Source organism: Streptomyces sp. NPDC002463, assembly GCF_042889835.1.
Classification (GTDB): Bacteria; Actinomycetota; Actinomycetes; order Streptomycetales; family Streptomycetaceae; genus Streptomyces; species Streptomyces nymphaeiformis.
Window position 1 is genome coordinate 917885 of sequence record NZ_JBIARL010000001.1, and the last position, 20645, is coordinate 938529.

Below are 20645 nucleotides of genomic sequence, written 5' to 3' on the forward strand. Positions count from 1 at the left end.
AGCAATGGTCCAGACCGCACCGTGATCGGCGACCTCGGCGAGAGCGCGGGACGCGAGCCGACGAGAGCCACGACGACAAGGAGCCGCCGCGATGGGCGAGAGCAAGCTGGCCGGACAGTTCTTCGACGCGGCGATCGGCCTGCTCAAGGAGGTGCGCGACGGGGACTCCGCCGAGATCGCCGCCGCCGGAGCCGCGATCGCCGCCGCCGTCGCGAACGGCAACCGGCTCTTCGCCTTCGGCGCCGGACACTCCTCCCTCGCCGCCCAGGACGTCGTCTACCGGGCCGGCGGCTTCGCCCTGATGAACCTGCTCGCCGTCCCCGGCGTCGTCGGCGTCGACGTCATGCCCGCCACCCTCGGCTCCGCCCTGGAGCGCGTCGACGGCCTCGCCGGGGCGGTCCTCGACTGCTCCCCCGCCAAGGCCGGCGACGTCCTGATCGTCATCTCCCTCTCCGGGCGCAACGCCCTGCCCGTGGAGATGGCCATGAACGCCCGCGCGCTCGGCCTCACCGTCATCGGCGTCACGTCCGTGGCGTACGCCACGGAGACGAAGTCGCGGCACGTGTCGGGGACGTACCTCAAGGACCACTGCGACATCGTCCTCGACTCGAGGATCGCCGTCGGGGACGCGGAACTCACCCACGAGGGCATCGAGGCACCCTTCGCGCCCGCCTCCACCGTCGTCACCAGCGCCCTCATGCAGGCCACGATGGCCGCCGCCGCCGAGGAGCTCGTACGCCTCGGCATCGAGCCACCGCTGCTGCGCTCCGGCAACGTCGACGGCGGGCACGAGTGGAACGGGCGCGTGATGGACGAGTACGGCGACCGGATCTTCTACCGGCGCTGACCGGGCCTAGACCGTCGGGTGCGGGGGCTTGCCGTGCGGGGGCGCGGTGCGCAGCAGCGGAAGGACCTGGCTCGCGCCGATCAGCAGGACGCCGGCCCAGATGACGCCGTTGCCCACGAAGAAGCGGACCTCCCAGCTGACCTCCGGCAGGACACCGAAGTACTCCAGACCCATCAGAACGTTGCCCAGGCTCGCCATCAGGATCCCGGCACCGAAGAGCCAGGGCCTGGTGACGTGCCGCCGATTCCAGGGCGGTACCCAACCCGTCCGGAGCACCACCCCGGCCAGCACCGTCCCCAGTAGCCCCAGGAGCAGCCCCGCTCCCACCACCCACGCCACCATGGCGCCCCCCACGTTTCCCGAACCTGGGCCCATCGTCGTCCCGCCGTGCCGGGTCCGGCCATGCCGGAACCCGGCAGTCTCCGGCGCCCCTCATTGCCGGTCAGCCGCGCTCCATCACCTGCGTCATCCGCGTGAAGCCGTCCGCCCCGTGCCCCCGGTCCACCGCCCGGCGCGCCAGCGCCTCCGCCGCGCGCATGACGCTCGCGTCGACGCCGTGCGCCTCGGCCGCGTGCACGACGTGGACCAGCGTCGACAGGGCCGAGGTCAGCCGGCTGCCCTCGCCCGAGTACGAACCGCCGTCCACGTCCTCGGCCCACTCCTGGAACAGCGGCGGCAGGATCGCCCCGATGCCCTGGGCGAACGGCGCCAGCTCCCGCGCCGTGATCCCCTCCGCGCGGGCCAGCGCGAGCGCGTGCACGTACCCCGTCATCGACGTCCAGAAGATGTCGAGCAGCGCGACGTCGTACGCGGCGGCCCGGCCGATGTCCTCGCCGAGGTGCGTGTGGGTGCCGCCGAGCGCGTCGAGCACCGCCCGGTGCGCGGCGTACAGCGGCTCGGGTCCGCTGTGCAGGAACACCCCGGCGGGCGTCCCGATCGTCGGCGTCGGGGTCATGATCGCGCCGTCCAGGTAGCCGACGCCGTGCTCGGCCGCCCAGCGGCCGGTGTCGCGGGCGCGCTCCGGGATGTCGGCGCTCAGGTTGACCACGGTCCGGCCCTTGAGCGCGTCCGTGACGGCCGGCTGCCGCAGGACCGCGTCGGTGGCGTCGTAGTCGACGAGGCAGATCACCGTGAGCGGGCTCGCGGCGACCGCCTCCTCGGCGCTCGCCGCCAGGACCGCGCCCCGCTCGGCGAGGTCGCCCTCACGGCCCGGGGTGCGGTTCCACACGGTGGTCCGGACACCGGCGTCGAGGAACGCGCCGGCCAGCGCACGCCCCATGGGCCCGAGACCGAGAACGGTGACGCGGGAAGAAGACATGGCGGAACTCCCTTGCACATACGTGGGTTGGAAAGAGATGACGGACGACGGAGAGGGACGCGCATGACACGCCTCCGGGCCCAGGACACGAACCTCTGCGGCGTGTCCGCCGCGATCGCCGTGATCGACGGCAAGTGGAAGACGTGGCTGCTGTGGCTGCTGGAGTCAGGCCCGCACCGGCCCGGCGAACTGCGCCGCAAGATCCCCGGGATCAGCGAGAAGATGCTGACGCAGGCGCTGCGGGAGATGGAGACGGACGGCCTCGTGCACCGCGAGGTGCACGACGTGGTGCCGCCGAAGACCGTCTACTCGCTGACGGAGTTCGGGCGCGAACTCTCCGACGTGCTCGGCCCGCTGTCGGACTGGGGCCATCGCCGGCTCGACCGGCTGACGGAGGCGCGGTCCGCCTCCTGAGGCCCGTCGCTCCCCTCTCCCTCCGGGCCGCCACCAGGTTCTCCCGGGGCGCCGAACCCCGACAAGTACCCACAAAAAAGTGGGTGTACGGGGGAGCTAGTCCTTGCCTCCGAGGTCCCCGAGGTCGATCAGCGTCGACACCCGGGCCGCCACCGACTCCCCGAACACCACGTCCTCGCGCTCGAACGGCGCGCGGCAGGAGGCCCGCAGGAACGTCAGGACGCCGAGGGTCCGACCCCGGGAGCGCAGGACCACGCACAGGGCGTGCGCCGCGTCCCCCGGCCACTGGTGGGCCTCCGCCCACACCTCGGCGGTCCGGCCCGCGCTCGCCCGCACCGTGCCGATCCGGTCCCAGGCCTGGAGCGCCGGGTGCCGGGGCCCGTACCGCAGCGGGATGCCGCCGCCCACGACGGGCGAGGACGGGCCGGGGGCGCCGCCCGCCGGGGTGGCCAGGGCCCGGGTGAGACGCCGCTCCCCCGCCGGCCGGTCCACCAGGGCGTGGTCGGCGAACCCGGCCAGGGCGAAGTCCAGCAGGACCGTCGCCGCCTCCGCCGGGTCCTCGCACTCCGCGGCCGCCGCGCCCGCCCGGTGCAGCTGGCTCCACCGGAACCGCAGCCGGTCGGCCCCGCGGGCCGCGAGCCGCTCCTCGGTGACGTCCTGGAACAGCCAGGCCACACCCAGCGGCACGGGCTCCTCCGCCATCGGCGACGACAGCAGCAGGAAGCCGCTGCGCCAGCACCGGCGCCGCTCCCCCGAGGCCGTCTCCAGCGTCACCCACACCTCGGCGGGCGCCGGCGGTGTGCCCTCGGCGAGGACGTGCTGGAAGGCGGCCTCCAGCTCCTCCGCGCCGTGCGTGACGACGTCGCCGAGGGGCCGGCCGAGCAGGGCCGTGCGCCCGGTGCCGAAGGCGCGGGCCGCGTGGGCGTTGACCATGGCCGGGCGCAGGTCGGCGTCGACGAGCACGACGCCCCAGGAGGCGTCGTCGAACAGCGCCTCGCTCAGCGCGACCGACCGCTCCAGATCGAGCTGTACGTGGACCTCGCTGAACGCGCAGTACACCCCGGCGGGAGTGCCGTCGGCGCCCCGCACCCCGGCGGCCTGGCTCCGCACGAGCACCCGCCCGCCGTCCTTGCGGAGCAGCACGAACTCGTGGACCTGGCGGCCTGGGCCCTTCATGGCCCCCATCAGCCGGCCCAGGGTCTCCTCGGCGTCCGCGCTGCGCGCCGCCCACCCCTCGAACCCGCGCCGCCCGACGGCCTCCGCGGCGGACCAGCCGAGGATCCGCTCGGCCTCCCGGTTCCAGTGCGTGACCGTCCCGTCGGCGTCGAACGCGCAGAGCGCGGCGTCCATCCCGTCGAGCAGCGCGGCCAACAGATCGGCCCCCGCCCCCGGGACGGACACGGCGTCGCTCGTGGCCCCCGTGAATGCACTCATCCAGGCACCCCCCATGCTGCGGACCATTCAACTGGAACGTGACCCAGAGCACACCATGTTCGTCGAAAACGCTTCCCCTGCGAAAACGCTTCCTTCGGCACCGCCGAGCCGTGCGGGCTCACGCGGGGGAGACGAAGCCGGACTCGTAGGCGGCGATCACCGCCTGGGTGCGGTCCCGGGCGCCCAGTTTGGCCAGCACGGAGCTCACATGGGACTTGACCGTCTCCGTGCCCACCACCAGGCGGGCGGCGATCTCCGCGTTGGACAGGCCCCGGGCCATCAGGCGCAGGACGTCCTCCTCCCGGTCCGTCAGGCCCGCGCGGGCCAGGGTCTCCCGGGCCTCCGTGCTGCCCCGCTCCTGCCCGTAGGCGGCCGCCAACTCCCGTACCGCCGCCGGGAAGAGGAGGGAGTCCCCTTCCGCCACCAGGCGGACCGCGTGGACGATCTCCGCGGGGCGGGCCCGCTTGAGGAGGAAGCCGTCGGCACCGGCGCGGAGGGCTCCGTACACGTACTCGTCGTTCTCGAAGGTCGTCACGACGAGGATCTTCGGCGGGGCGTCGACCGTGCGGAGGACCGCCGACGTCGCCTCGATGCCGTCCATGAGGGGCATCCGGACGTCCATCGCCACCACGTCGGGCCGGAGGCTGCGGACGAGGGGGACGACCGCCGCCCCGTCCGCCGCCTCCCCCACCACCTCGATGTCGGGCTGGGCCTCCAGGACCGCGCGCAGGCCTGCCCGCACCAGGGGTTCGTCGTCTACGAGGAGGACCTTGATCACCATTCCGCCAGCGTAGAGGGAGAGCCGATACGGCGGCGCCGTTCCGTCAGCGGAGAGGGAGCGTGACGTCCACCCGCCAAGTGCCCTCCTTCATGCCCGTCTTCGCCTCGCCGCCCAGCAGCGCCGCCCGTTCGCGGATGCCGCGCAGTCCGCTGCCCGTGCCGGGGGCCACGGGCGGACGGCCCGGCGGAAGGGGGTTGGTGACCCGGAGGCGGAGCCTGGATCTGTCCGCCGTCACACGGACGTCGACCGGGACCGGGCCGGCGTGCCGCAGCGCGTTCGTCAGGGCCTCCTGGAGCATGCGGTAGGCCTCCCGGGAGACGGGGCCCGGCAGGTCCTCCACGGGGCCCGTCACCTCGGCGTCCACCCGCGCCCCGGAGGAGCGGGCCGATTCCAGGAGGCGGGCGGCCTCGTCGAGGCCGGGGCTCGCGCCGCGCGGGCGGCCGGTCTCCCGGAGCAGCAGCAGGACCCGCTCCAGGTCCTCCAGGGCCGCCCGGCCGGTCTCCTCGATGGCCGCGAGCGCCCGGTCGGTGAACTCGGGGTCCTTTGCCGCCCGCGCGGCGCCCGCCTGCACCACGGCCAGGGTGAGGGCGTGGCCCAGGGAGTCGTGGAGTTCGCGGGCGATCCGGTTGCGTTCGAGGAGGCGCTCCGTGCGCTCCTCCAGGGCCGTCATGCGCTCCTTCACCGACGGGCCGAGGAGCCGGTGGGCGACCCGCGTGTCCAGCCGGCCGACCGCGACGATCACGGCGCAGAGGGCGAGGAGCGGGAGCGGGGCCAGAACCACCGAGCCCAGGCCCGGCGGCGGCGTCAGGGACCCGATGACGGGCTCCTCCACCGACGTGTCGAGCAGCACCAGCGTGCACTGGAGCAGCCAGATCGACAGGAGCCAGGCCACGAGGCCCGCCTCCATCCGGAACACCAGCCACAGGGCCGTCCTGCCCCGGTCCGTCCACGAGGCCGACGGGGTCGCCGAGATGCCCGCGGCCGCGTCGTCGGCGTACGCCTCCCCGCCCGGCCCGCGCGCGTGCTTGCCGGGGAAGAGCATCAGGCGCGCCTGGAGGCCCTCGGCGCGGCGGGCGGCGGGAACGAGGGCGAGCGCCGCCATCAGCGGTATGGGCAGGGCCGCCACGGTCAGCCAGTCGACGAAGGTCGGGGAGTTCAGACCGGGATAGATCAGTCCGGTGGCGAGCGGCACGATGGCGCCGATCACCAGATGCAGCCAACGGGTGTACGTGACCGCCCGGATCAGGGGTCGCAGGAGCATTCCGCCATCCTCCCAACGGCGGCCCGCGTGCGGCTCCCCCGCACGGGGGAGACGATCCCCTCGGGCGGGGGAAGGCACGCGGCCGTCCGACGGCCAGGCTTGAGCCATGACCAGCATCGACGTCAAGAACCTCACCAAGGAGTACGGCGGCAGGCGCCCGGCCCGGGCCGTGGACGGACTGACGTTCCGGGTCGAGCCGGGGCGCGTCACCGGCTTCCTCGGCCCCAACGGGGCGGGGAAGTCGACCACCATGCGGCTCGTCCTCGGTCTCGACCGGCCGACCTCGGGCACCGCCACCATCGGCGGCCGGCCGTACGTGACGCTGGACGATCCGCTGCGCACGGTCGGCGCGCTCCTCGACGCGCAGGCCGCGCACCCCGCCCGGACCGGCCGCGACCACCTCCGCTTCCTCGCCGCGAGCAACGGCCTGCCGGACCGCCGGGTCGACGAGGTACTGGAGGAGACGGGCCTGACGTCCGCCGCCCGCCGCCGGATCCGCCGCTACTCGCTGGGCATGCGGCAGCGGCTCGGGATCGCCGCCGCGCTGCTGGGCGACCCGGGGGTGCTGATGCTGGACGAGCCCGCGAACGGCCTGGATCCCGAGGGCATCGTCTGGATCCGCGGGCTGCTGCGCCGGCTGGCCGCCGAGGGGCGGACGGTCCTGGTCTCCAGCCACCTCATGAACGAGACGGCGACCTTCGCCGACCACCTCGTGGTCCTGGGTCGTGGCCGGCTCCTCGCGGACGTGCCGATGCGGGAGTTCATCGACGCCCACAGCCACGCGCGGGTGCGGGTGCGCACCGGCGATCCGGTACGGCTGCGGGCCACGCTCCTGGCGAAGGGGTGGACGGTCGGGGACGCCGCCGACGGCGACGGTCGGTGGGTGGTGGAGGGCGCCTCCGCCGAGGAGATCGGGGCGGTCACCGCCCGCGAGGGCATCCCCGTCTTCGAACTCGCCGACGAGCGCGCCTCGCTGGAGCAGGCGTATCTGGCCCTCACCTCGGAGGCCGCCGAGTTCACCGCCCGTACCGCCCGTTCCCCCCAGGAGGTCTGACCGTGTCCGCCGTCACCGTCCCCGCCGTGCTCCGCTCCGAGTGGATCAAGATCCGGTCGATCCGGTCGAGCTTCGGCTCGCTGCTCGCCGTCCTCGTCGCCGCCCTGGGGATCGCCCTGGCGGTCTTCCCCTCCATCGGGCAGCCGGAGGCGGAGACCGGCGACATCGATCCGCTCTTCTGGATCTACTACCCGATGAACTTCGTGCAGATCGCCGCGATCTCCTTCGGCGCGACCGCCGCCTCGTCCGAGTACCTGAACGGGGCGCTGCGGAACTCCCTTGCGGCCGTGCCGAACAGAACCCTGCTCTACGGGGCGAAGGCGGCGGTCGTGGGGGCGGGCGCGCTGATCGTGGGCGTGGTGGCCGGTTTCATCATGTTCTTCACGGCGAACGCGTTCCTCGGGAAGTACGCCGTCGGGATCGGCGAGCCGGGCGCGCTGCGGTCCTGCTTCGGCGCCGGGCTCTACCTCGCGCTGATCACGCTGTTCTCGATGGGGCTGACGTTCCTGCTGCGCAGCGCGGTGGCGGTGCTGAGCACCCTGATCCCGTTCATCCTCATCGTGTCCTTCGTCATCGGCGGGGTCTCCGAGGGCGCCGCGACCTGGCTGCCGGACCGGGCCGGGCAGCAGATCCTCTTCCAGGAGCCGCTGGGGACCCTCGGGGCCTGGACCGGGATCGGGGTGACCGCCCTGTGGACGGCGGCGGCGCTCCTCGCGGGCTGGTGGGCGGTGCGGCGACGGGACGCCTGAGCCGCCTGGAGAACCGGGGGATTAAATCGCTTGTCGCGGTCCTGAGGGGTTCGTAAGGTGTGGGTACACGCGAAAGGAGGTGATCCGAAAAAATGGTTTCTTTTCGGACTCGTGAGGTGACTGCGGGCTAAGGCCTGCCAGTCGCACTCTGTGCACCTCGGCAGGCCTTCTGCCGAAACACCAGCAGTCACCCGACCCGTGAGTCGCCGGCAGTCCGGTCGGCAGGCGTCCGCCCGAACCTAGGCGGGCGGCGCCAAGACTCACGGGTCGCCTGCGTTTCCCTTCCCCCGAAAAAGGCCTCAGGGCGCCAGGCGCTCCACCCGCCAGGTGCCGTCCGGCTCGTGGACGTAGCGGAGGCGGTCGTGGAGGCGGTTCTCGTGGCCCTGCCAGAACTCGACCGTCTCGGGGATCACGCGGATGCCGCCCCAGGACGGGGGGACCGGGACCTGTTCGCGGTCGGGGTAGCGGGCGGCCAGTTCGGCGTAGCGGGCGAGGAGGTCCTCGCGGGACGGGATCACCGTGGACTGGGGGCTGGCCCAGGCGCCGAGCTGGGAGCCGTGGGGGCGGGTGCGGAAGTAGGCGACCGTCTCGTCGCGGCCGACGCGGACCGCGCGGCCGGTGACGATGACCTGGCGGGCCAGCGGGTGCCAGGGGAAGAGCAGGGAGGCGTACGGGTTGGCCGCCAGCTCCTGGCCCTTGCGGGACTCGTAGTTGGTGAAGAAGACGAAGCCGGCCTCGTCGTAGTGCTTGAGGAGGACCGTCCGGGAGGACGGGCGGCCGTCGGGGGTGGCGGTGGACACGATCATCGCGTTGGGTTCGTGGATCGCCGGGTTCTCGGCGGTCTCCTTGAACCAGCGGGCGAACTGGCCGACCGGTTCGGGGGCGAGGTCCGCCACGGTCAGCTCCGTGGTGCGGTACTGCTCGCGCATGTCTGCGGGATCCAGGGCGTCGGTCACAGGGGCCATCCTGCCGCAGCGGCCCAGTCTGCCCGGCACCGGCGGGCGCTAATCCTCTCTCGCCGGATCGGCGCAGTGTGCCGGATGTCACGCTTCCCCGCATCATCGGAACCGTACAGACTCTTCCGCTGGATGACTGTTGATTCCCCACGATCGCCCTGAACGGTTGATCGATCATCGATAGAGGAGCCGCCTGATGTCCGACTTCGTACCCGGGCTCGAGGGAGTCGTCGCGTTCGAGACGGAGATCGCCGAACCCGACAAGGAGGGCGGCGCCCTCCGCTACCGCGGGGTCGACATCGAGGACCTCGTCGGCCACGTCTCCTTCGGGAACGTCTGGGGCCTGCTCGTCGACGGCGCCTTCAACCCGGGCCTGCCGGCCGCCGAGCCCTTCCCGATCCCCGTGCACTCCGGCGACATCCGCGTCGACGTGCAGTCCGCGCTCGCGATGCTCGCGCCCGTGTGGGGCCTCAAGCCGCTCCTCGACATCTCCGCCGAGCAGGCCCGCGACGACCTCGCCCGCGCGGCCGTCATGGCCCTCTCGTACGTCGCGCAGTCCGCGCGCGGCCAGGGCCTCCCGATGGTCCCGCAGAGCGAGATCGACAAGGCCGAGTCCGTCGTCGAGCGCTTCATGGTCCGCTGGCGCGGCGAGCCCGACCCGAAGCACGTCAAGGCCGTCGACGCCTACTGGACCTCCGCCGCCGAGCACGGCATGAACGCCTCCACGTTCACCGCGCGCGTCATCGCGTCGACCGGCGCGGACGTCGCCGCCTCCCTCTCCGGTGCCGTCGGCGCCATGTCCGGACCGCTGCACGGCGGCGCGCCCTCCCGCGTCCTCGGCATGATCGAGGAGATCGAGCGGACCGGCGACGCCACCGCGTACGTGAAGCAGGCCCTCGACAAGGGCGAGCGCCTCATGGGCTTCGGCCACCGCGTCTACCGCGCCGAGGACCCCCGCGCCCGCGTCCTCCGCCGCACGGCCAAGGAGCTGGCGGCCCCGCGCTTCGAGGTCGCCGAGGCCCTGGAGAAGGCCGCCCTGGAGGAGCTGCACAACCGCCGCCCGGACCGCGTCCTGGCGACGAACGTGGAGTTCTGGGCGGCGATCGTCCTCGACTTCGCCGAGGTCCCGGCGCACATGTTCACGTCGATGTTCACGTGCGCGCGTACGGCCGGCTGGTCGGCGCACATCCTGGAGCAGAAGCGCACCGGCCGCCTCGTGCGCCCCTCGGCCCGCTACACGGGCCCCGGCCAGCGGGACCCGCGCGAGATCGAGGGCTACGAGGACATCGCCGGTCGGTGAGCCCCGTGAGGAGCCGGTGGGGCTCGGCGGGCCCGCACAGCCCCGCCGGGCCCTTCGGGCCCTCCGTGCCTGCTAGACCAGCTGGGCCTGCTGTTCCTGGGCGAGCAGCAGGTCCGCGTGGTGGCGGGCCGTCGTCAGCGGATGGGCGCGGAGCTTGCCCTTCAGCTCGTTGCGGCCGTACTCGGCGAACAGCGGGTTCGCCGGGTCGGTGGTGACGCCGGGCGCGCGGTCCGCGAAGGGGAACTGGAGCGGGGCGATCCGGGCGTCCAGGCGCGGGTTGTAGAAGAACGGCACGGAGAATCGTTCCGTCGCCCCGGGCGGCGACACCACCCGGTGGTTCGTGGCGATCAGGTAGCCGTTCGTGGCGACCTCGAGGAGCTCGCCCAGGTTGACGACGAACGCGCCCGGCAGCGGAGGCACGTCGTGGAAGTTCCCGTCCTCCCGCTGCACCTGCAGCCCGCCCACCTGGTCCTGGAGCAGCAGGGTGAGGAAGCCGTAGTCCTTGTGCGCGCCGACGCCCTGGTCGTCGCCCTCGCCGCTGCTGCCCGGGTAGCGCACCAGCTTGAGGTGCGGGTGGGCGCGCGGGCCGAAGATGTCGTCGTAGAAGTCCGCGGGCGCGCCGATGGAGGCGAGCAGCTCGTGGAGGAGCCGCTCGGCGACGCCGCTGAGGCGGTCGATCCAGTGCAGTGCGGCCGTGCGGAGCTCGGGGAGGGCGGCGGGCCACTGGTTGGGGCCTTCGAGCCACCAGTACGGGGGCTCCCAGGGTCCGGGGTCGCGCGCGGGGCGCTCGGCGCCGATGTCGAGCTGGTCGCGCCAGTCGCGGGCGCCGGCGGTGCGCTCGTCGCCGATGCGCGTATAGCCGCGGAAGTGCGGCGAGTTGATGTTGTCGAGGGCGAGCCGGTCGGCCTCGGGCAGCGCGAAGAAGGCGTGCATGGCGTCGGTCAGGGCCCTGGTCTCGGCCTCGGAGATGCCGTGCCCGATGAGCTGGAAGAAGCCCACGTCGTGGGCGGCCGAGTGGAGCTGCGCATGGAGCAGCTTCCGTGCCTGTGGGTCGCGGTCGGCGGCCGAGAGGTCGACGATCGGGAGCTGCGAGGAGTACGAGCTGTTCGTCATGTATGCATCCGCGGGGTATACGGGTGCCCGCGGCAGCCGCCAAGGGTGGGGCGGGGGCCACGGGTGCCGGTCGGCTGGGGCTCTGTACGAGGGACCGAAGGGGTGTGGAGTGGTACCCCGGTGGGTCAGGCGGAGCGGCGACAGCCCATGCTCGTGACGCGGACGTAGTCCACGTGGCGACGGCGTACGAGCAGAGGCATGAAGTCAGCGTACTGCGGTGGGGAGCGGGCCACTGTGGCCCCCGTCACGTCCCGGGCGGTGATGGCTCAAAGTCTGTTCAAAGTGGCGGGCTTGCGCGAAGATCGCCGCCATTGCGTGTTCGGTACACGCCAAGCTTCCCGTCGCCGCATCCCATCGCAGGAGGATGTCCATGACCCGCCGCACCTCTCGTGGCCTGGCCGCCGCGGCCGCCGTCACCGTGGCCACGGCCACCGCGGCGCTGCTCCCGTCCGCGGGAGCCTCCGCCGCCACCGCGCCGCAGGCCCGCGTCTTCATGGTGAACCCGGTCCAGTCCTCGGGCGACCAGACCCTCGCCGACCACAAGGACGCGGCGGGCGACGTCCCCGCCTCCGCGTACGCCACCGTCGCCCTGCGCAACCTCGACGCGAGCGGCGCCCTGTCCGGCAAGTGGGCCGCCGTCCGCTCCGAGACCGGCGCCCCCGCCAGGACCTCGGACCTCGCCGGCCTCGACCGGTCCGACGACCGGTTCGAGCAGGTCATGGCGTACTTCTGGGTCAACGAGGCGCAGGAGTACCTGCAGAGCCTCGGCTTCGGCTCCGAGCTGCCCGGGGCGAACGACCGGGTCCAGCCGGTCCGTCTCAACCAGTGGGGCGCCGACAACTCCTTCTTCACCGACAAGAAGGACGAGATCCGCTTCGGCAAGGGCGGCGTGGACGACGCCGAGGACGCCGAGGTGATCGTCCACGAGTACGGCCACGCCGTGCACGAGGCCCAGGTCCACGGCTTCGGCAGCTCCCCGGAGGCCGGCGCGATCGGCGAGGCCTTCGGCGACTACCTGGGCATGGAGGTCGGCTCGAACGCGGACGCCAAGTACGGCTGGCCGATGAAGACCGACCTCGCCTGTGTCGGCGACTGGGACTCCACCGGCTACAGCGCGGCCCCGCACTGCCTGCGCCGCCTCGACGGCACCAAGACCTACAAGGACCGCGTGGGCGAGGTCCACGCGGACGGGGAGATCTGGTCCCGCGCCCTCTTCGACATCCGGGGCAAGCTCGGCGCCCGCACGGCCGACCGGATCATCGTGAACGCGCAGTTCGGCTTCGCTCCCGACACCAGCTTCAAGGACGCGGCCCTGACGACGGTCGCGACCGCGCAGAAGATGTACGGGACGCAGGCCGCGGCGGCGGTACGGGACGCCTTCCGGGCGCGGGAGATCCCGGGCGTCTAGGCCTGTCCGGCGGACCGGGGCCGGGCGGGCCCTAGGGCCCGCCCTTCGGACCAGGCCCCGCGAGCCCGGCACGATCCGAAAGACGGGCCCTAGTCCTTCAGCGCTTCGCTGACGAGCCGCGCCCACTGGGACACCACCCGTTCCCGGCGGGCGCGGTCGTCCGTCAGGAGGGTGGCGAGGCCCAGGCCGCGGGCCATGTCCAGGAGGCCCTGGACGGTCTCGCGGACGCCGGGCCGGGACTCGTCGGCGCCCAGGACCTCGACGGCGATGCGGTGGGACTCGCGCCCGACGCGGGCCTCCAGCTCGGTGACCCGCTCGCGGAGCTGCTCCTCGCCCGAGGCGGCGACCCACAGGTGGAGCGCGGCTCGGAAGAGGGGCCCGGTGTAGAGGCCGACGAGGGCGGCGACGGCCTGTTCGCGGTCGTCCGTGGGGACGGCGCGCAGGGCCTGCGAGCGTTCCTCGGCGACGTACTCGACGGCGGCCGTGAAGAGGTCCTCGCGGGTGGGGAAGTGGTGCTGGGCGGCGCCCCGGGAGACGCCGGCCCGTTCGGCGACGACGGAGACCGTCGAGCCCGCCCAGCCGTGTTCGGCCAGGCAGGACACGGCTGCCTCCAGGAGCCGCTGCCGGGTGGCGCGGCTCCGGTCCTGCTTGGGGTTCCGGTCGGGCCTGTCCGGCCGGTCCGGCTTGGGCGCGGTCAGAGCCGCCATGCGGGGTCCCGTCGTTCGAGGAAGGCCGTCATCCCTTCGCGCGCCTCGGCGGAGGCGAAGAGCGTGGCCGATCTCTGCACCAGGTCCTCCGCGTCGCGTTCGAAGGTTTCCAGGACTCTAGCGGTGACCAGCCGTTTCGCCTCGCGCAGGCCCTGCGGGGAGGCGGCGCGGAGGGAGTCGAGGATGCCGGGGAGTTCCTGGTCGCCGGCGGTGACGAGGCCCATGCCGACGGCCTCGGGGACGCCGAACCGCTCGCCCGTGAGGTAGTACCGGGCGGCCGCGCGCGGTTCGAGGCGCGGCAGGAGGGTGAGGGAGATGACGGCGGGCGCGACCCCGATGCGCACCTCGGTGAGCGCGAAGTCGGCCCCCTCCCCCGCGAGGACGATGTCGGCCGCGCCGAGCAGGCCGAGCCCGCCGGCGCGGGTGTGGCTGCCGGCGGTGACGTGGGCGACGACCGGTTTGGGCAGCTCGACCATCTGCCGGAGCAGGTCCACGAAGGCGTACGGGCTGGGCGGGGCCTTCAGGTCGGCGCCCGCGCTGAACGTGGAGCCGGTGTGGGTGAGGACGACCGCCCGTACGGCGGGGTCCTTGCCGGCGGCGGTGAGCGCGTCGGCGAGCTCGGTGACGAGCGGGGCGGAGAGGGCGTTGCGGCCGGCCGGGGAGTCGAGGGCGAGGGTGGTGACGCCCCGCTCCTCGGAGACGCGGATCAGGTTCACGTACGGTCCCTCAGCTCTCTGCGAAGAATCTTTCCGGAGGCGGCCCGGGGCACGGCGTCGACGAACTCGACGGCGCGGACCTTCTTGTACGGGGAGACGCGGGCGGCGACGTGGGCCATGACGTCCTCGGCGGTGAGGCCGGGCGCGGCGGGCTGGCGGACGACGAAGGCCTTGGGGATCTCGGTGCCGTCCGGGTCGGTGACGCCGATGACGGCGGCGTCGGCGACGCCGTCGTGGGTGAGGAGGAGCGCTTCGAGCTCGGCGGGGGCGACCTGGAAGCCCTTGTACTTGATGAGCTCCTTGACCCGGTCGACGACGAACAGCCAGCCGTCGGAGTCGACGCGGCCGATGTCGCCGGTGTGCACCCACCCGTCGGCGTCGATCATGGCGGCGGTGGCGTCGGGCCGGCCGAGATACCCCTTCATGACCTGGGGGCCGCGGATCGCGATCTCGCCCTCCTCGCCCGGATCGGCGTCCTTCTCCGGATCGTCCAGGGAGAGGATCCGCATCTCGGTGGAGGGCAGCAGCCGGCCGACGGTGCCGGGCGGGGGCGTGGCGACGTCGAGCGGGGTGACGTGGGTGCCCGGGGACAGCTCGGTCATGCCGTACGCCTGCCGGACGGGCGGCAGGCCGAGCCGGGCGGAGCAGGCCTCGGCGAGGGCGGCGTCGAGCGGGGCGGCGGCGCTGACGAGGTACTCCAGGGACGACAGGTCGTAGTCGGCGACGGCCGGGTGCTTGGCGAGGGCGAGCACGATCGGCGGGGCCACGTACAGGCCGTTGATGCGGTGCTTCTGGACGGCGCCGAGGAAGGTGTCGAGCTCGAAGCGGGGCAGGACGACGACGGTGGCGCCCTGGCGGAGGGGCGCGTTCATGAGCGCGGTGAGCCCGTAGATGTGGAAGAACGGCAGTACGGCGAGGATCCGGTCGCCCGGGCCCATGGGGATCAGCGGTTCCAGCTGCGCGAGGTTGGTGGCGACGGAGGTGTGGGTGAGCATGACGCCCTTGGGGACGCCGGTCGTGCCCGAGGAGTACGGAAGGGCGGCGACGTCCTCGTCCGGGTCGATGCCGACCTCGGGGACGGGCGCGGTGGAGCCGAGGAACTCCTGGAGGGACCGCACGCCCTCACCTTCCGGCGCCGCGTCGCAGACGAATATCTCCTCGATCCCGCCCGCGAGTTCGGCCGCCGCGCGGGCGGCGGGGAGCAGCGGGGAGACGGTCACGATCCAGCGCGCGGAGGAGTCGCGGAGCTGCTTGGCGAACTCCTCGGGCGTCGCGAGCGGGTGCACGGTCGTGACGGACGCGCCCGCGCGCGTGGCGGCGTAGAACGCGACCGGGAACAGCACGGTGTTGGGGCTGTGCAGCGCGAGCACGTCCCCCTTCCGCACCCCGGCCTCGGCGAGCCCGGCGGCGACCCTGCGATGGAACCCGTCGACCTGCCCGTACGTGAGCGTCAGCTCCCCGGCCCCGTCGATGAGGGCCGGGGTGTCCCCGTACGCGGCGGCGCGGCCGAGGACGGCGTCGTGGATGGGGAGGGAGACGGCGGGAACGGGCTCGTACGCGCTGTGGAACACCATGCGTTGCCTCCTGGGGAGGTGGGAAGGTGACCTGGCCATGACCCTCTCAGTACCCCGGGAAACAATCAAGCATGCTTGCATGATTATGACGGCCGGTCAGGCGCCCGGGCTGGTCAGACGCCCGGGCCGGTCAAAGGTTGTACGCGACCGATCTTCCTTTCCGTCCTTCCCTTCCCTTAGTCTCCGGACGCCTCCAGGGCCCCGGCCCTCGCATGCCCACCACCACGTCCCGGGAGGGACCCTTTGCACCACACGCACCACCGGCGCCACCTGCGCCGCCTGGCGGCCTGCACGACCTTCGCGCTCGGCATGGGCCTGGTGTCCGCCGGCCAGGTCCCCACGGCCGCCGCCGCCCCCGCCGCGGTCAGTGCCACGGCCTCCGCCAAGCCCCGGTTCGACCGGGACGGCGACGGCCGGAGCGACCGGGTCTACCGGTCCGCCGCCACCGGCAAGCTGACGATCATCCTCTCGAAGACGGGCGGCACGCCGTTCACGATCGGCGCCGACGACCTCGACGGCGCCGTCAGCGAGGAGATCCTGCCCGCCGACGACGTGTGGCGCGCCGACGGCATCCAGGAGCTGCTGACGCTCCGCTCCGACGGCACGCTCCGGCTGCACGCCGGCGTGAGCCCCACGGAGACCGACAGGGGGCTCGTCTGGCAGGGCGGCGGCTGGCAGATCTACAACAAGGTCATCGCCCCCGGCGACCTCACCAAGGACGGCCGCCAGGACCTGCTGGCCCGCACCCAGTCCGGCACCCTCTACCTGTTCCCGGGGAAGGGCAGCGTGGACTACCGGGGTCCGTTCGCGTCGCGCGTCGCGATCGGCGGGGGCTGGCAGATCTACGACCAGATCGTCGGCACCAACGACCTCGACGGCGACGCGGTCGCCGACATCGTGGCCCGGACACCGGCCGGCGACCTCTACTTCTACAAGGGCACCGGCTCCGCCACCGCCCCGTTCAAGTCCCGCGTCAGGATCGGCGGCGGCTGGAACACGTACAACCAGGTCATCGGCGTCGACGACCTGAACGGCGACGGCAGGGGCGACCTGCTGGCCCGCACGTACAGCGGCACGTACTACCAGTACCTGTCCATCGGCGGCGGGAAGTTCGGGGCGCGCACGTACTTCGGCGGCGGCGGCCAGAACCTCTCGTACTACCTCGGCCAGGGCGGTGTGCCGGCGTACGGCAAGCACAACCTGTTCGCCGTGAACTGGGCGGGCACGGCCTACACCTACGGGACCCAGGCCGACGGCAGGTTCGGCCCGGCCAAGCCGTACGGCTTGGCCGGGGAGAACGCCCACCACGGGCGGATGACCAACGGCTACGGCCTGGACGAGGCCGACCGGGCCATGGTGCTGACCGCCAACAACCCCGGCCTGATGAGCGACCGCGGCGGCGAGGTCTCCAGCAGCGCGGCCTTCTACAACTACGCCGAGACGGTCTCCCCCGGCGACGTCACCTTCGACGGCGAGGGCGACGTCCTCGGCCTGGACCCGTGGGGCAACCTCTTCCTCCACCCGGGCCTGAAGGACTACCCGCAGCGCGTCGGCGCGGGCGTGAAGGTCGCCACGGGCCTGCGGGGGGTGGACCAGCTGGTCGCCACCGGCGACGTCACCGGCGACGGCCGCCCCGACCTGATCTCCCGCGAGGGCGACCGCCTCTACGTCCACCGCGGCACCGGATCGGCCACGGCCCCGTTCGCGGCACGCGCCCTGATCGGCGCCGGCTGGAGCGCGTACGAGCACCTCGCCGCGCCCGGCGACATGGACGGCGACGGCCGCGCCGACCTGATCGCCGTCACCCCCGGCGGCGACGTCTACCGCTACAAGGCCACCGGCCTCCCCGGCGGGCCCGTCTTCGCGCCCCGCGTCAAGATCGCCGGCGGCTGGCTGTACGTGCACCTCAGCTGACCCGACCCCGGCGGGCCCGCCACCTCGGCGGCCCCGCCGACGGGCTCAGTACGACTTGGGCAGGCCCAGGGTCTGGTGGGACACGTAGTTCAGGATCATCTCCCGGCTGACCGGGGCGATCCGGGCCACCCGGGCGGCCGTGACCAGGCGGGCGAGGCCGAACTCCTTGGTGAGTCCGTTGCCGCCGAGGGTGTGGACGGCGGTGTCGACCGCCTTCACGCAGGCCTCGGCCGCCGCGTACTTCGCCATGTTCGCGGCCTCGCCCGCGCCCATGTCGTCGCCCGCGTCGTAGAGGTGCGCGGCCTTCGCCATCATCAGCCGCGCCAGCTCCAGCTCGATGTGCGCCTGCGCGAGCGGGTGCGCGATGGCCTGGTGCGCGCCGATCGGGGCCTTCCAGACCTGGCGCTCCTTCGCGTACTTCACCGCCTGCGCGAGGGCGTACCGACCCATGCCGATCGCGAACGCCGCCGTCATGATCCGCTCGGGGTTGAGGCCCGCGAAGAGCTGGAGCAGACCCGCGTCCTCGTCTCCCACCAGGGCCTCGAAGGGCAGGTGGACGTCGTCGAGCGTCAGCTCGAACTGCTTCTCGTTCGCGTCCAGTTCCATCTCGATGTGGCGGCGCCCGAAGCCCGGCGCGTCACGCGGGACGATGAACAGACAGGGCTTCAGGTTCCCCGTACGGGCGTCCGACGTGCGGCCCACGATCAGGGTCGCGTCGGCGATGTCCACGCCCGACACGAAGACCTTCCGGCCGTTGAGGACCCAGCCCTCCTCCGTGCGGGTCGCCGTCGTCGTGATGCGGTGCGAGTTCGAGCCCGCGTCGGGCTCGGTGATGCCGAACGCCATCGTCTTCGACCCGTCCGCCAGGCCCGGCAGCCACGCCCGCTTCTGTTCCTCGGTGCCGAAGCGGGCGATGACCGTGCCGCAGATCGCGGGCGAGACGACCATCATGAGCAGCGGCGCGCCCGCCGCGCCCGCCTCCTCCAGGACGACCGACAGCTCGGCCATGCCGCCGCCCCCGCCGCCGTACTCCTCGGGCAGGTTCACGCCCAGGTAGCCGAGCTTGCCCGCCTCGGCCCAGAGCTCGGCCCGGTCGAAGCCGGGGCCGTGGCGGTGCCCGAGGGCGGAGACGGCGGAGCGGAGGGCGGTGAGCTCTTCGGTCTCGATCATGCTGCTCATGCGGGGTCTTCCTCCTGTGCTTCGGTCTGTACGACGGCGAGCAGGGCGCCGACCTCGACCTGGCGGCCGGGGGCTGCGTGGAGCGCGGTGAGCGTGCCGGAGGCGGGGGCGATGACGCGGTGCTCCATCTTCATCGCCTCCAGCCAGAGGAGCGGCTGCCCGGCGGTGACCCGGTCGCCGACGGCGAGGCCGTCCGCGACCCGGACGACGGTGCCGGGCATCGGGGCGAGCAGGGAGCCGGGGGCGGTCTGCTCGCGGGGGTCGGTGAAGCGGGGGCGGGCGGTGAGGCGGTGGCCTCCGGAGTGGACGGTGTCGCCGTACGCGGTGACCTCGAAGTTCCGTACCACTCCCGCCACTTCGAGGCGTACGGCCTCCGGCGTCGCCTCCACCACCCGTACGCCCTCCGGGGACGTGACCTCGTAGCCGCCGTCCCGGGTCGGCCGGTAGCGGACCTCGTGGCCGCCGTACGTCCGAGCCTCCTCCTGGGAGCGGACGTTGCGCCAACCGCCGCCGAACCGGCCCTTGTCGGAGGAGGCCGAGGCGAGGGCCGCCGCGACCGCCGCGTACTCCCCGCCCCTGGGCTGCTCCGTCAGCGCGGGCAGGTTCCGCTCGTAGAAGCCCGTGTCGAGGGCCTCCTCGTTCACGTACTCCGGGTGACGGAGGGACGCCACGAGCAGGTCCCGGTTCGTGACCGGGCCGTGCAGCACGGTCCGCTCCAGGGTGTGGGCGAGCTTGCGGAGGGCCGCCTCCCGGGTCGGGGCGTGGACGGTCACCTTCGCGAGCATCGGGTCGTAGTGGACGCCGATCGGGTCCCCCGAGACGTATCCGGTGTCGACCCGGACTCCGCCCGGCACCTCGAAGCGGTGCAGGACGCCCGTCTGCGGGGCCCACTCCCGCGCCGGGTCCTCGGCATACAGCCGGGCCTCGACCGCGTGGCCCTGCGGGGCCGGGGGCTCGGGCGGCAGGGCGCGGCCCTCGGCGACGGCGAGCTGGAGCGCGACCAGGTCGACGCCGTACACCTCCTCGGTGACCGGGTGCTCGACCTGGAGGCGGGTGTTCATCTCCAGGAAGTGCGCCTTGGGGGTCCCCCCTGCTCGAGCGAAGCCGAGAGCCTGGGGGACGTCGGCGACGAGGAACTCGACCGTGCCCGCGCCGACGTACCCGACGGCCTTCGCGGCGGCCGCCGACCGCTCGTACAACTCGTCGAGGAGCGGCGCGGGCAGGCCGGGCGCCGGGGCCTCCTCGATGACCTTCTGGTGCCGCCGCTGGAGGGAGCAGTCGCGGGTGCCGAGCGCCCAGACGGTGCCGTGGGTGTCGCAGAGGAGCTGCACCTCGACGTGCCTGCCGTTCTCCACGTACGGCTCGACGAACACCTCGCCGTCACCGAACGCGCTCGCCGCCTCCGCCGACGCCGCCCTCAACTCCCCTTCCAGAGCGTCGATTTCTCGTACGACACGCATGCCGCGGCCGCCGCCGCCCGCCGCGGCCTTCACCAGGACGGGCAGGTCGGCCTCGGTGACGTCCTCCGGGCGCAGGGGCGCGATCCCCAGGAGCTCCTTCGCGCGGGTCTTCGACGCCATCGCCTCGATCGCCTCGGGCGGCGGCCCGATCCACACCAGGCCGGCGTCGGTCACGGCCCGCGCGAAGTCGGCGTTCTCCGAGAGGAAGCCGTAGCCCGGGTGGACGGCGTCCGCGCCCGCCGCGAGCGCCGCCGCCACGATCAGGTCGCCGCGCAGGTACGTCTCCGAGGGCGCGGCCCCCGGCAGCCGTACCGCCGCGTCGGCCTCCCGGACGTGCAGCGCGCCGGCGTCCGCGTCGGAGTACACGGCGACGGTGGAGATGCCCAGGTCACGGCAGGTGCGGAAGACCCGGCAGGCGATCTCGCCCCGGTTCGCGACCAGTACGGTCTGAATCATCAGT

At 73.2% G+C, this 20645-nt stretch carries 19 protein-coding genes; 7 read left to right on the forward strand and 12 right to left on the reverse strand.

All coding sequences use genetic code 11. From position 1 onward, the window contains the following. Positions 1 to 91 precede the first annotated feature (91 nt). The gene (locus ACFYX3_RS04300; protein ID WP_389007773.1) at positions 92 to 847 is read left to right on the forward strand and encodes an SIS domain-containing protein; all 756 of its coding nucleotides are present in this window, start codon (positions 92 to 94) and stop codon (positions 845 to 847) included. 6 nt (positions 848 to 853) lie between these two features. Here ACFYX3_RS04300 and ACFYX3_RS04305 read toward each other — a convergent pair whose 3' ends face one another. Further along, positions 854 to 1189, reverse strand: a complete 336-nt coding sequence (locus ACFYX3_RS04305) for a hypothetical protein (protein ID WP_389007775.1) — start codon at positions 1187 to 1189, stop codon at positions 854 to 856. Positions 1190 to 1289: 100 nt separating this feature from the next. Beyond that, positions 1290 to 2165, reverse strand: coding sequence for an NAD(P)-dependent oxidoreductase (locus tag ACFYX3_RS04310; protein WP_389007777.1), 876 nt, complete (start codon positions 2163 to 2165; stop codon positions 1290 to 1292). 63 nt (positions 2166 to 2228) lie between these two features. On the opposite strand from ACFYX3_RS04310, the gene ACFYX3_RS04315 reads away from it, so the two are divergent. Continuing rightward, positions 2229 to 2579, forward strand: coding sequence for a helix-turn-helix domain-containing protein (locus tag ACFYX3_RS04315; RefSeq protein WP_359514427.1), 351 nt, complete (start codon positions 2229 to 2231; stop codon positions 2577 to 2579). A 96-nt stretch (positions 2580 to 2675) separates the two neighbouring features. Here the strand turns inward: ACFYX3_RS04315 and ACFYX3_RS04320 are convergent, their stop codons facing one another. The 3 genes from ACFYX3_RS04320 to ACFYX3_RS04330 all read right to left on the reverse strand — a co-directional run bounded on the left by ACFYX3_RS04320 (position 2676) and on the right by ACFYX3_RS04330 (position 6055). Continuing rightward, positions 2676 to 4013, reverse strand: coding sequence for a PAS domain-containing protein (locus ACFYX3_RS04320; protein ID WP_389007780.1), 1338 nt, complete (start codon positions 4011 to 4013; stop codon positions 2676 to 2678). A gap of 118 nt (positions 4014 to 4131) precedes the next feature. Beyond that, complete coding sequence (locus tag ACFYX3_RS04325) at positions 4132 to 4794, reverse strand: response regulator (protein ID WP_376585816.1); 663 nt, start codon at positions 4792 to 4794, stop codon at positions 4132 to 4134. A gap of 43 nt (positions 4795 to 4837) precedes the next feature. Next, positions 4838 to 6055, reverse strand: a complete 1218-nt coding sequence (locus ACFYX3_RS04330; protein ID WP_389007783.1) for a sensor histidine kinase — start codon at positions 6053 to 6055, stop codon at positions 4838 to 4840. A 106-nt stretch (positions 6056 to 6161) separates the two neighbouring features. Here ACFYX3_RS04330 and ACFYX3_RS04335 point away from each other — a divergent pair, with 106 nt between their 5' ends. Both ACFYX3_RS04335 and ACFYX3_RS04340 read left to right on the forward strand, forming a co-directional pair. After that, positions 6162 to 7109 carry an ABC transporter ATP-binding protein gene (locus ACFYX3_RS04335; RefSeq protein WP_382654613.1) on the forward strand — a complete coding sequence of 316 codons (948 nt, stop codon included), beginning with the start codon at positions 6162 to 6164 and terminating at the stop codon, positions 7107 to 7109. 2 nt (positions 7110 to 7111) lie between these two features. Continuing rightward, a complete protein-coding gene (locus tag ACFYX3_RS04340; RefSeq protein WP_389007786.1) occupies positions 7112 to 7858 on the forward strand; it encodes an ABC transporter permease in 747 nt (248 codons plus the stop codon). 299 nt (positions 7859 to 8157) lie between these two features. Here the strand turns inward: ACFYX3_RS04340 and pdxH are convergent, their stop codons facing one another. After that, on the reverse strand, positions 8158 to 8787 hold the full coding sequence (pdxH, locus tag ACFYX3_RS04345) for a pyridoxamine 5'-phosphate oxidase (protein ID WP_389008111.1): 630 nt from the start codon (positions 8785 to 8787) through the stop codon (positions 8158 to 8160). A 223-nt stretch (positions 8788 to 9010) separates the two neighbouring features. Here pdxH and ACFYX3_RS04350 point away from each other — a divergent pair, with 223 nt between their 5' ends. Continuing rightward, complete coding sequence (locus tag ACFYX3_RS04350) at positions 9011 to 10114, forward strand: citrate synthase 2 (protein ID WP_376585802.1); 1104 nt, start codon at positions 9011 to 9013, stop codon at positions 10112 to 10114. 72 nt (positions 10115 to 10186) lie between these two features. Here the strand turns inward: ACFYX3_RS04350 and ACFYX3_RS04355 are convergent, their stop codons facing one another. Then, positions 10187 to 11227 carry an isopenicillin N synthase family dioxygenase gene (locus ACFYX3_RS04355; protein ID WP_389007788.1) on the reverse strand — a complete coding sequence of 347 codons (1041 nt, stop codon included), beginning with the start codon at positions 11225 to 11227 and terminating at the stop codon, positions 10187 to 10189. A gap of 370 nt (positions 11228 to 11597) precedes the next feature. On the opposite strand from ACFYX3_RS04355, the gene ACFYX3_RS04360 reads away from it, so the two are divergent. After that, positions 11598 to 12635 carry a M4 family metallopeptidase gene (locus tag ACFYX3_RS04360; RefSeq protein ID WP_389007790.1) on the forward strand — a complete coding sequence of 346 codons (1038 nt, stop codon included), beginning with the start codon at positions 11598 to 11600 and terminating at the stop codon, positions 12633 to 12635. A gap of 89 nt (positions 12636 to 12724) precedes the next feature. On the opposite strand, the gene ACFYX3_RS04365 is transcribed toward ACFYX3_RS04360, so the two are convergent. Genes ACFYX3_RS04365 through ACFYX3_RS04375 form a run of 3 tightly spaced genes read right to left on the reverse strand, consistent with a single transcriptional unit; the run spans position 12725 to position 15632 of the window. Further along, positions 12725 to 13342 carry a TetR/AcrR family transcriptional regulator gene (locus ACFYX3_RS04365; protein ID WP_389007792.1) on the reverse strand — a complete coding sequence of 206 codons (618 nt, stop codon included), beginning with the start codon at positions 13340 to 13342 and terminating at the stop codon, positions 12725 to 12727. Next, positions 13330 to 14058 carry an enoyl-CoA hydratase family protein gene (locus ACFYX3_RS04370; RefSeq protein ID WP_376585791.1) on the reverse strand — a complete coding sequence of 243 codons (729 nt, stop codon included), beginning with the start codon at positions 14056 to 14058 and terminating at the stop codon, positions 13330 to 13332. Before ACFYX3_RS04370 ends, ACFYX3_RS04365 begins: the two co-directional genes overlap by 13 nt. Beyond that, positions 14055 to 15632, reverse strand: a complete 1578-nt coding sequence (locus ACFYX3_RS04375) for an AMP-binding protein (protein WP_389007794.1) — start codon at positions 15630 to 15632, stop codon at positions 14055 to 14057. The genes ACFYX3_RS04370 and ACFYX3_RS04375 overlap by 4 nt, the downstream gene beginning before the upstream one ends. 243 nt (positions 15633 to 15875) lie before the next feature. On the opposite strand from ACFYX3_RS04375, the gene ACFYX3_RS04380 reads away from it, so the two are divergent. Further along, positions 15876 to 17546, forward strand: coding sequence for an FG-GAP repeat domain-containing protein (locus ACFYX3_RS04380; protein WP_389007796.1), 1671 nt, complete (start codon positions 15876 to 15878; stop codon positions 17544 to 17546). A 45-nt stretch (positions 17547 to 17591) separates the two neighbouring features. Here ACFYX3_RS04380 and ACFYX3_RS04385 read toward each other — a convergent pair whose 3' ends face one another. Both ACFYX3_RS04385 and ACFYX3_RS04390 read right to left on the reverse strand, forming a co-directional pair. Next, a complete protein-coding gene (locus ACFYX3_RS04385) occupies positions 17592 to 18725 on the reverse strand; it encodes an acyl-CoA dehydrogenase family protein (protein WP_389007798.1) in 1134 nt (377 codons plus the stop codon). Continuing rightward, positions 18722 to 20641: an acetyl/propionyl/methylcrotonyl-CoA carboxylase subunit alpha gene (locus tag ACFYX3_RS04390; protein ID WP_389007800.1), complete on the reverse strand. Its 1920-nt coding sequence runs from the start codon at positions 20639 to 20641 to the stop codon at positions 18722 to 18724. The genes ACFYX3_RS04385 and ACFYX3_RS04390 overlap by 4 nt, the downstream gene beginning before the upstream one ends. Between the last annotated feature and the right edge of the window lie 4 nt (positions 20642 to 20645).